This is a genomic window from Acidiferrobacter sp., from assembly GCF_054609335.1.
The window spans coordinates 61943-70322 of the sequence record NZ_JBTRWP010000010.1 but is presented as its reverse complement, the minus strand read 5'-3'; the positions used below and the strand labels follow the sequence as shown (position 1 = coordinate 70322).

Sequence of the window (8380 nt, the reverse complement as noted above, 5' to 3'; positions counted from 1 at the left end):
GCCCGAGGGCGCTTCGGAGATTCCAACGCCGACTTTGGAGAAATTTTGCAGTGACGGGGGGGGCACGGAGAGTTGGTATTAACTTGCTTTATATTGTTGTGTCTACGATTTTACATAATATACATTATACGAACTCATATTGACCGGGAAAACCGCCTCCCAGGGGCCCCATCCGGGGCCCACGTCCAATTATTGATTCTCGATCTGCAGGACTAAAGCGAACTCTTCAGGGCTGTCTGGCGCGTGACACAGGTATTGATGCATCGACAGGCCCAAGGACGCCTCACGGCGTCCCTCAATCATCACCTCGATCGCCGCGGTGGTCGTCGTTGTGCCGCTCATCATGATGGTAGTGGCCCTCGCCGCACTGGTAGCAGCCGCGACCCTCGTATCCGCCCGGGGGCTCAAAGAAGCAACCAGACAGAACGCTGGCGCCACCCAATAGGAGCAACCCGCGGGCTACGATCTTCTTGAATCTTGGCGATATCGACATCGCGTCCTCCTGCACCGTTATGTGGGAATGACTGTCGCGCCCCAAGCGCATGTCGGCTTGCTGGCAACGGGGCCACGTACGGGTTGCCATGCTAAATGACTTTGAGGGGTGATCCCAGCGGCGGCCGCCGGACGCGGTCCTGGATCGTGCGAACGGACGGCAGAAGTGCGGCCCTGCCCTGCCCTTCCGGTCAAGTAAAATCACGTCTCCGGCGGGATTCGCGCAGCATCGCTCTCGGACGCCGAAGCGCCCCTGAGAGAACATTCGGATGCTGCGGTACTCGCGGACTCGCCGCGAGATGTTCTGTCATCTGCGCTTCCAGTACCTGCCCGTCTCCACAAGGTTTGCGAGATCCTTGCCAGAAGGACACAGAATTCAACTGAAGATCGCGCCGCCGATAACGGTAGGTAGTATGTTGCGCTTAAGGTTTGGGTGCTTTGGCTGATGCGACAGCCCTCTTTTTCTTAGCCGGAGTGATTACCGTTACTTGAGGCTTTGTGGTTGGCGGTATGTGGGCCGTTAATTTGCGCAGGCCCGCGCGATTCCGGGCGGGTGGCTTGGCCCGCACAGGCTTTTTCGCGGTTGTGGTCTTCTTGGTCGTAGGGGACTTCTTGGTCTTCGCCGCTGTGGGCTCGTCCGCAGCTTTGCGCGCGATTGTTCTTGCTGGTGCTGGGGTCTTCCGTGGGCGCGCGCCCTTTGTCGGTGGTAGCGTTTCATCCATTTCAATGCCAAACACGTCTGCAATCCGCGAATGGTCGAGCACTTTAGCGGTCCCCAGACGTTTCTGTGATTTCGGCACGCCGACCCCTGCTTGGCTAATGAGGTCCTTAGCGTCAATGCTCCGTAGGCGGAAAAGCAATTCGGGCTGTTGATCGAGGCGCGCACCCACTCCGTAGAGCACCGCGGCAATGTGCTTGCACATAGAGGCCCAGTCGGGACAACTACAGCTGAAACGCATTTCTTTTGGCCCAGGGAAAAGCCCGCTCCCGGGCGTACAGATGCGCTCCATGACCCCTGTCGAAAGCTTTCCTTGCAGAAGTTCAATGAGCGAATCGATAGAGTTCGCGCAATCGGCACCAATGGCCCGCCACTGCTTCGCAGGGACCGCCGCCACACTGACGGTGACCGTGTAGAGGTCGGAGCCCATCACCTGGGCCTTTACTTCCCCTTCGGTGATTGTGAGGTCAATGACCGAGCCATTGCGAACATAGGTGCGTCCGCGTGGCAGGCGGTTGGCGTAGTCACTGTAGCGCTCGAGATTCTCACACCAAGCCTTGCCCCAGAATGTCTTGGCAATCGCTCCACGATAGGGTTCGATAGGCGACAAGTTGATGCCAAATTTGTTGGCTTTGGCCGCGGCTTTTTCCGCTTTTTTGCGCCGTTTGGCGACCGAAACATAAGGTTTCCAGCCATAGTAGCTCATGATCTTTCTCACTCTTCCTGTGCGGTATGGATGTCGAGTTTCACCAAGTCAAGTAGCTCGCGATCGCTCATCTCGGTGAGCACTAGCTCCGCGCCCCCCTCCAGCACGTCATTTACCAGTTGCCGCTTCGATTCAATCAGCTGATCGATGTGATCTTCTATGGTGCCGCGGCAGATAAACTTGTGCACTAGCACGTTCTTTCGTTGGCCGACGCGAAAGGCGCGATCGGTCGCCTGGTTTTCCACCGCCGGATTCCACCATCGGTCGAAATGGATAACATGCGACGCGGCGGTGAGGTTCAGGCCCGCTCCGCCGGCCTTGAGAGAGAGAACGAAAAACGGTGTCAGCTCGTCTTCTTGGAAGCGTTTGACCAGCGTGCGGCGTTTGGCGACCGGGGTCCCGCCGTGCAGCACGAGGCCTCCACGACCAAAGATGGACCCGAGCAACGCGGCCAGCGGTTCGGTGGTTTCGCGAAACTGCGTAAACACTAGCACCTTCTCCTGTTTGGCGGCGATCACCTCAGCCAGTTCTCGTAGGCGTGCGAATTTGCCGCTATCTTCGGCGTCCCATGCGCCATCGCCCAACCATTGCGAGGGATGGTTGCAAATCTGCTTGAAGCGCATCAGGAAAGACAACACAACTCCCTTGCGGCCAATTCCTTCAACCTCTTCTAGCGCGGTTGTAAGTTCCGTGACGGCGTGTTGATAGAGCGCGGCCTGAGCCGGACTCAGGTGGCACCAGGCCTTGATCTCGGTCTTGTCCGGCAGATCGGTGATAACGCGTTTGTCGGTTTTCAGGCGTCGCAAGATGTAGGGCTGCACCAATGTTCGCAGCGGGCCAAAATGGCCGGTTTTTTCTAACCCTTTGGCAAACTTGGCAAAGACCTTATCCGAGCCTAACAGACCTGGGTGGGTGAAATCGAAGATCGACCAGAGATCGCTCAGCCGATTTTCCACGGGTGTGCCAGTTAGCGCGATGCGCGTCCCGGCTTTGAGTTTCTTTACTAGCCGCGTCTGCTTGGCGCCCGGATTTTTTATGGCCTGCGCTTCATCGATCACTGCTAGGTGCCAATCAATGGCCTGCAGCGTCGGCAAACGCAGCAACGAGCCGTAGCTCGTAATGACGAGATCGATGTCTTTCAATCGTTTTTCGTCCAATGTGCGCAATTCGGCCGCCGGCATGACAGAAGGGTGTGCGATTAGAAGACACAGGCTGGGCGCGAAGCGTTGGGCTTCGTCTGCCCAGTTGGCGAGGAGTGACGCGGGGGCGATTAGCAGGCTTGGATGCGAGGTTTTGCGCTCGCGCTTTAAAACCAGGAGCAGAGACAACACTTGAATGGTTTTGCCAAGACCCATGTCGTCAGCGAGACAGGCTCCCAGACCCAGTCGGGTAAGCAGATACAGCCAGCGGACGCCGACTTGTTGATACGGCCGTAACGTGGCCTTGAGTTCCGGGCCGGGGTTGATCTGCGCCAACCCGGCCGGTTGGCGCAGCCCTTGCAACGTCTCGGCAAGCCAAGGGCCGGCCGTCCATTGCGACCAATCCGCATCGGCGGGATCCAATGCGTCGGCATCGAGCGTCGCCCCAGCCATCAGGCGCATCGCTTCAGGGAAGGCTAAGCCGGTTCCGGCCGCCTTTTGTTCGATGGTCTGGAGGCGTTCTAGAATGCGCCCCAATCGGTCGCGGTCCACTTCGACCCAGCGCCCACGAATCCATTGTAGGCCATCAGCGCTCTTCAGTAGGGCCTTGATCTCAGCGGCACTGAGTCGTTCGCCGTCGAGCGCGACCTCGATGTGGAAATCCAGCAGCGCATCCTGACCCACCGTTGAGGGTGAGCGCGTGCCTACGTTGGCCTTGACCTGCGGCCGGACAGGACGGCCGGCACACCAGCTTCCCGGCGTGCGCACGACGATGCCGGCTGCTTCGAGCTTCGCAATATCGGTGAGGAACTGGTGGGCATCCGTCAGTGTCCAGCGTAGCGGATGGAAGATTTCCCCGGTATCTACCATTCCCCGCAGCCAACCACATTGCGCAGCCCCGTTTCGAACGGGCGTCAACAATGACAATAGGCGCGCTTGGCTCTTGCCATCGGAGAATTCCGTCAGTGCCTGCGATAGCGGAAGGTGTTGCGCTTTGCCGTGAGCCGACAAGCGCGACGTGTAGGTAGCAAGAAAAGCAAAGGGGGCTTCGCTATCCCGGCGATTCTCGGCTAGGTTGAAATACACTCGGCCTACCTGATTCCAAGCGGGGTGGCGGGCCTTAAGGTATTCCTGAAGCGGGCGCTTCGATGCGACCAGTTCGGCCCGCAAAGCGGTATCGAGTGCGGCCCATAAGGCTTTCAGGACCTCCGTTGTGAGATACTCCGCACCTCTCATCGGGGGCGCATCGACAATGAGCGCTTGGAACCAGTGATCGTCAGGGGTGGCTACGGCCACGTCGACGTCGGGGGGCGTGGCGCATAAGAGCGTCACATAATGCGCGGCGAAACTCCTCCACCAAGCTAGGTTGGGTGACAAAGCGGTACCGATTTCCGTCGCGCCCAGATGGAGTAGACCGTATCCGGCGCCGAGAGCAAAAGTATCGGCAAGCCGATCCTGAAGTTCTGCGGGCAAGGGATGCAAACCGCCGGGATCCGGAGCCCACAGCAGGTGACCTTGCGGGGTCAGTAGAAGCGTATGGGTGGTGGCGGCAGAAATTGTCACCGATTTTCTCGCGTCAACCACTTTATGACTTCGCTGGCGCCAAATGTATCCACTAATAACCCCCCGCAGCTTCTTGGCATCAGGAAGCGCGAAGCCACAATAAACAAGGAAAAAGACCTTGTCTACCAGAAAGCGACGCGGTGCTCCGCCTGTAACCGCGTAGCGGTTCAGGGGATGGTGACCGGCCACGCGGCCCACAATGTGCGGCCGGCCATGCCGGCCATGGGCCATGAGCGGCGCTATCGCCCGCAGGGCGATCATTCTGGCCTTTCCTGTTGCTCAATATGTTGTTTGAGAGCGGACAGTGGCGCACCGCCCACGGTTGTCCGGTGGGGCGATGCCCATCGAGGAGTTCGCACACCTCGACTACGATTACTTACTTTGAGTGCAGGAGGAGAACAAATTCGTCGTGCTGCCGGTCCTCTTCCGCGCAACGGCCTGGATCTGCATTCGTCGCGAGCGATGGGCCGATGGACGGCTCCCGTCGCACCGTGAGGCGCCACTGTGGGCAGGGCCACCCCCTTTGTACTATAGTCGGGCCCAGAGGGACCCGGTCTCGTAGGCAAACGCATCGAAGGAGAGCCTGTTACATGTTTGAAAATCGATCATCCCGGTACACTGGCGGTCAAGAGCTCGCGTTTGCGGCGCTGCGCATCTTTTTTGGCGTGATCTGGGTCATCAACACCGTCCTTGAAGCCAACAAGGTCTACGTCGACCATTTCCTCGGATCCATCGTTGCGCGCGTCAAGGGGCAACCTTACCTGGTACAGACCGTCCTCCACGAGGTCATACACATAGTCACGATGTTGGGCCCACGTCACGTGGCGATCGGCACGGTCGTCTTGGATGGCCTTCTGGCGGCCTCGCTTCTTACGGGTTTCGCCTTGCGGCCTATGGCGCGCCTCGGGATCATTTACAGCCTTTTTCTCTGGGCCACGGTGGGCGGGCTGGGGGGGCCGTATACGCCAGGCGCCACGGACCCGGGCACGGCTATCGTCTATGCGCTCGTATTCTTCGCGGTGCTCTCAGTCCCTTCGGAGCGCAGACTTGCGCTAGGGCCGGAGTCAGAGCCTGCGGTCAACACGGGGCGGATCGAAGCCGTGCGTATCCTGTTCGGTCTCTTGTGGGCCTTCGACGCCTTCTGGAAATGGCAGCCGGGCTTCTTCGAGCACAGCCTGACCTATATGCAGCAGTCGGAGGTCGGTCAGCCGGCGTGGATCGTGACGTATATCGGACTTGTGATTTCGGCGATCCATCTCACGGGGCCTTTGACGTTCGGTATTTTCGCGGCCGCCATAGAGACGATCTTGGCGATCAGTCTTCTGCTCAAACGTTGGCAACAATGGTTTCTGCCGATTGGGTTTTTGTATTCCTTCGGGGTGTGGACGACCGCTGAGGGCTGGGGCGGCCCCTACCACTTCGGAAGCACCGGCAATCGCGGCGATATGCTCGGGACTGCCAATATCTACATGGTGGTCTATCTCTACTTGATGGTGGCCTATCTCTTCGAGCGTAGACTCCATAAACGCATGCAATAATAATGGATTGCACGCAGGTCTTCATGTGCGCTGAGAAATTATCGCAGCATACATAGACTACCTATTGATATATAAGATATATGTGGGAAGTTTCTGGGCCTCCACGGGTGCGAAGGCCCGCGCTTAGGCGGCGTCTTGGAAGAGCGCGAAGAAGTTGCGTTCGGTCGTCTCCGCCACCCTTTCCCAGGAAACCCCGCGGACATCGCCCAAGCAGTGGGCCACATGCGCGACGTAAGAGGGTTCATTGGGCTTACCGCGGTGCGGTACCGGCGCGAGGTAAGGGGCGTCGGTCTCGATCAAGAGCCGGTCCTCCGGCACGAGGCGGGCAACATCGCGCAAGGCCTGCGCATTCTTGAAAGTCACGATACCGGAGAATGAGATGTAGAAGTTCAAGTCCAGGACCTGCTTTGCAAACTCTTCTGTCTCGGTGAAGCAATGCAGGACACCGCCCACCTCCGACGCCCCCTCCTCACGCAGGATCCTTAGGGTGTCAGCCGCGGCTTCGCGGGTATGGATGATGAGCGGCTTGCGGACCTTCCGGGCAGCTGCGATGTGCTCACGGAATTGCTCTTGTTGAGATCGCACGTCCAGGTCGGCGTGCCGGTAATAATCGAGGCCCGTCTCGCCGATGGCCACGATGCGATCATGGGCGCTCAGGCGCACGAGATCATCGAAGACCGAGGTCGCCGCACCCGTCTCATTGGGGTGGACACCCACCGAACCAAAGATACCCGGATCGTGCCGCATGACCTCTTGGATGGGGCCTAGATCCGCAAGGCCTACGCTCACGCACAGCATGTGGGAGACGCCCCCTTGATGCGCGCGAGCGAGCACTGCGGCGATATCGTCACGAAGAGGATCGAAATGGAGATGGCAATGCGAATCGACCAAGGACATCCCTACATGGTATGGGTCGGCCGGTCCGATTGCAATTGGCCTATGAGGAGGGTCTCGATCTTGGTGCGCGCGACTTCGGAATCCTTGGCGCTGAACTGAATACCGATGCCCGATGGGTGGCCGCCCGGGGCGTTTTGAGGCGTGATCCACACCACGTGCCCCGCCACCGGGATCTTCTCCTTGCTGTCGATGAGGGTGAGCAACATGAATACCTCATCGCCGAGCTTATAGGGCTTGTTGCTCGGTATGAAGAGACCGCCCCCTTTAAGAAAAGGCATGTAGGCCGTATACAAGGCGTTGCGATCTTTGATTACGAGCGAAAGAACACCAGGGCGGGCCAGCGCTCTGGTGTTATCGACCATATTTGGGTCCATAATCGATATATCGCTCATAGCCGTGCCTCGATAAGCGTAAAGAGCCGATCCCAGACCAGGCGCCGATCCAGTGGCGCGGCTGCCAGTTCTCGCGCCTCAAGCGCCCCATCCCAGAGGCGAAAGATCTGCCCTAAGTCTAGCCGACCCGCCAGGACGCGCAAGCGGGCCGTCCATCCTGCTGGCATGGCCGAAGCCGGAGCGCCGGCCAGTACCGATTGCGCGAGATTCGCGGCGATGTCGACTAAAAGGCTGAGGGCGATGTCCAGGTCCACGGCATGCCAGGCCTCGGTGGCATCCAAGGCCGATTGAGTTCCCTCTGCGACCGCGTCGAGGTCGGCCATGAGGCGTGCGGCCAGGGCGGGTGTATCCCGCGGCCATGCCTCGGCCTGAAGCGCGGCGCCATGCGTCAACGCCAGCATTGCATCCGGGTCCGGGATCGCACGTTCTTTCAGGTAGCCTAGCCCCTCCTCCGTCGTTGGGCGCGGCAAAACGATGCGCTGACATCGCGAGCGAATCGTGGGTAAGAGCCGCGCGGGACTGTCGCTCACCAGAAGCAGATAATTACCGGCCGGTGGCTCTTCGAGTGTCTTTAGGAGCGCGTTCGAGGCCGAACGATTGAGGTGGTCGGCATCCGCGATCAGGGCCACGCGCCGGGGTGCGAGATGAGGTGTTAGCACGAGGAACTCATTGAGAGCCCGCGCCTGATCTACCGTGATCTCGGTCTTCCCCTCCTCTCGTCGTAGAACCAGGATGTCGGGATGATTACCGCCCGATGCAAGGTGACAGGCCCGGCAGGTGCCACACGCGGTTTCGCGCTCGCAGACGAGCCGGACCGACAGGCGCTCGGCAAACTGCCGTTTGCCTATGCCTGCGGGGCCACAAAAAAGCAACGCGTGCGGGAGGTGGCTTGCCTCGGCAAGTCCGGTCCAGGTCGCACGCTGCCAGGGCAGCAT

Annotated in this window: 6 protein-coding genes; 1 reads left to right on the top strand and 5 read right to left on the bottom strand. The window is 59.4% G+C overall.

The genetic code is table 11. The annotated features are described in order from the left end of the window. Window positions 1-914: 914 nt before the first annotated feature. Together ACYCTF_RS04220 and ACYCTF_RS04215 are read right to left on the bottom strand one after the other, a co-directional pair. Window positions 915-1916: an SWIM zinc finger family protein gene (locus tag ACYCTF_RS04220; RefSeq protein ID WP_461282757.1), complete on the bottom strand. Its 1002-nt coding sequence runs from the start codon at window positions 1914-1916 to the stop codon at window positions 915-917. A gap of 8 nt (window positions 1917-1924) precedes the next feature. Continuing rightward, window positions 1925-4879, bottom strand: a complete 2955-nt coding sequence (locus ACYCTF_RS04215; RefSeq protein WP_461282756.1) for a DEAD/DEAH box helicase — start codon at window positions 4877-4879, stop codon at window positions 1925-1927. 329 nt (window positions 4880-5208) lie between these two features. Here ACYCTF_RS04215 and ACYCTF_RS04210 point away from each other — a divergent pair, with 329 nt between their 5' ends. Further along, the gene (locus ACYCTF_RS04210; RefSeq protein ID WP_461282755.1) at window positions 5209-6156 is read left to right on the top strand and encodes a hypothetical protein; all 948 of its coding nucleotides are present in this window, start codon (window positions 5209-5211) and stop codon (window positions 6154-6156) included. 123 nt (window positions 6157-6279) lie between these two features. Here the strand turns inward: ACYCTF_RS04210 and ACYCTF_RS04205 are convergent, their stop codons facing one another. From ACYCTF_RS04205 to holB, 3 genes are read right to left on the bottom strand one after another with little or no spacing between them, the layout of a single operon-like run. Beyond that, entirely contained in the window at window positions 6280-7053 is a 774-nt protein-coding gene (locus ACYCTF_RS04205; RefSeq protein ID WP_461282754.1) for a TatD family hydrolase, read from the bottom strand. Between the two features lie 2 nt (window positions 7054-7055). Further along, window positions 7056-7445, bottom strand: coding sequence for a PilZ domain-containing protein (locus tag ACYCTF_RS04200; RefSeq protein ID WP_461282753.1), 390 nt, complete (start codon window positions 7443-7445; stop codon window positions 7056-7058). Further along, window positions 7442-8380 (bottom strand): DNA polymerase III subunit delta', encoded by a 939-nt coding sequence (holB, locus tag ACYCTF_RS04195; protein ID WP_461282752.1) that lies wholly within the window; start codon window positions 8378-8380, stop codon window positions 7442-7444. Before holB ends, ACYCTF_RS04200 begins: the two co-directional genes overlap by 4 nt.

Bases quoted from the DNA above. Each gene is read 5' to 3' on its own strand.
- ACYCTF_RS04220 (WP_461282757.1), bottom strand. From the start codon at position 1,916: ATGAGCTACTATGGCTGGAAACCTTATGTTTCGGTCGCCAAACGGCGC.
- ACYCTF_RS04210 (WP_461282755.1), top strand. From the start codon at position 5,209: ATGTTTGAAAATCGATCATCCCGGTACACTGGCGGTCAAGAGCTCGCG.
- ACYCTF_RS04215 (WP_461282756.1), bottom strand. From the start codon at position 4,879: ATGATCGCCCTGCGGGCGATAGCGCCGCTCATGGCCCATGGCCGGCAT.
- ACYCTF_RS04200 (WP_461282753.1), bottom strand. From the start codon at position 7,445: ATGAGCGATATATCGATTATGGACCCAAATATGGTCGATAACACCAGA.
- holB (WP_461282752.1), bottom strand. From the start codon at position 8,380: ATGCTGCCCTGGCAGCGTGCGACCTGGACCGGACTTGCCGAGGCAAGC.
- ACYCTF_RS04205 (WP_461282754.1), bottom strand. From the start codon at position 7,053: ATGTCCTTGGTCGATTCGCATTGCCATCTCCATTTCGATCCTCTTCGT.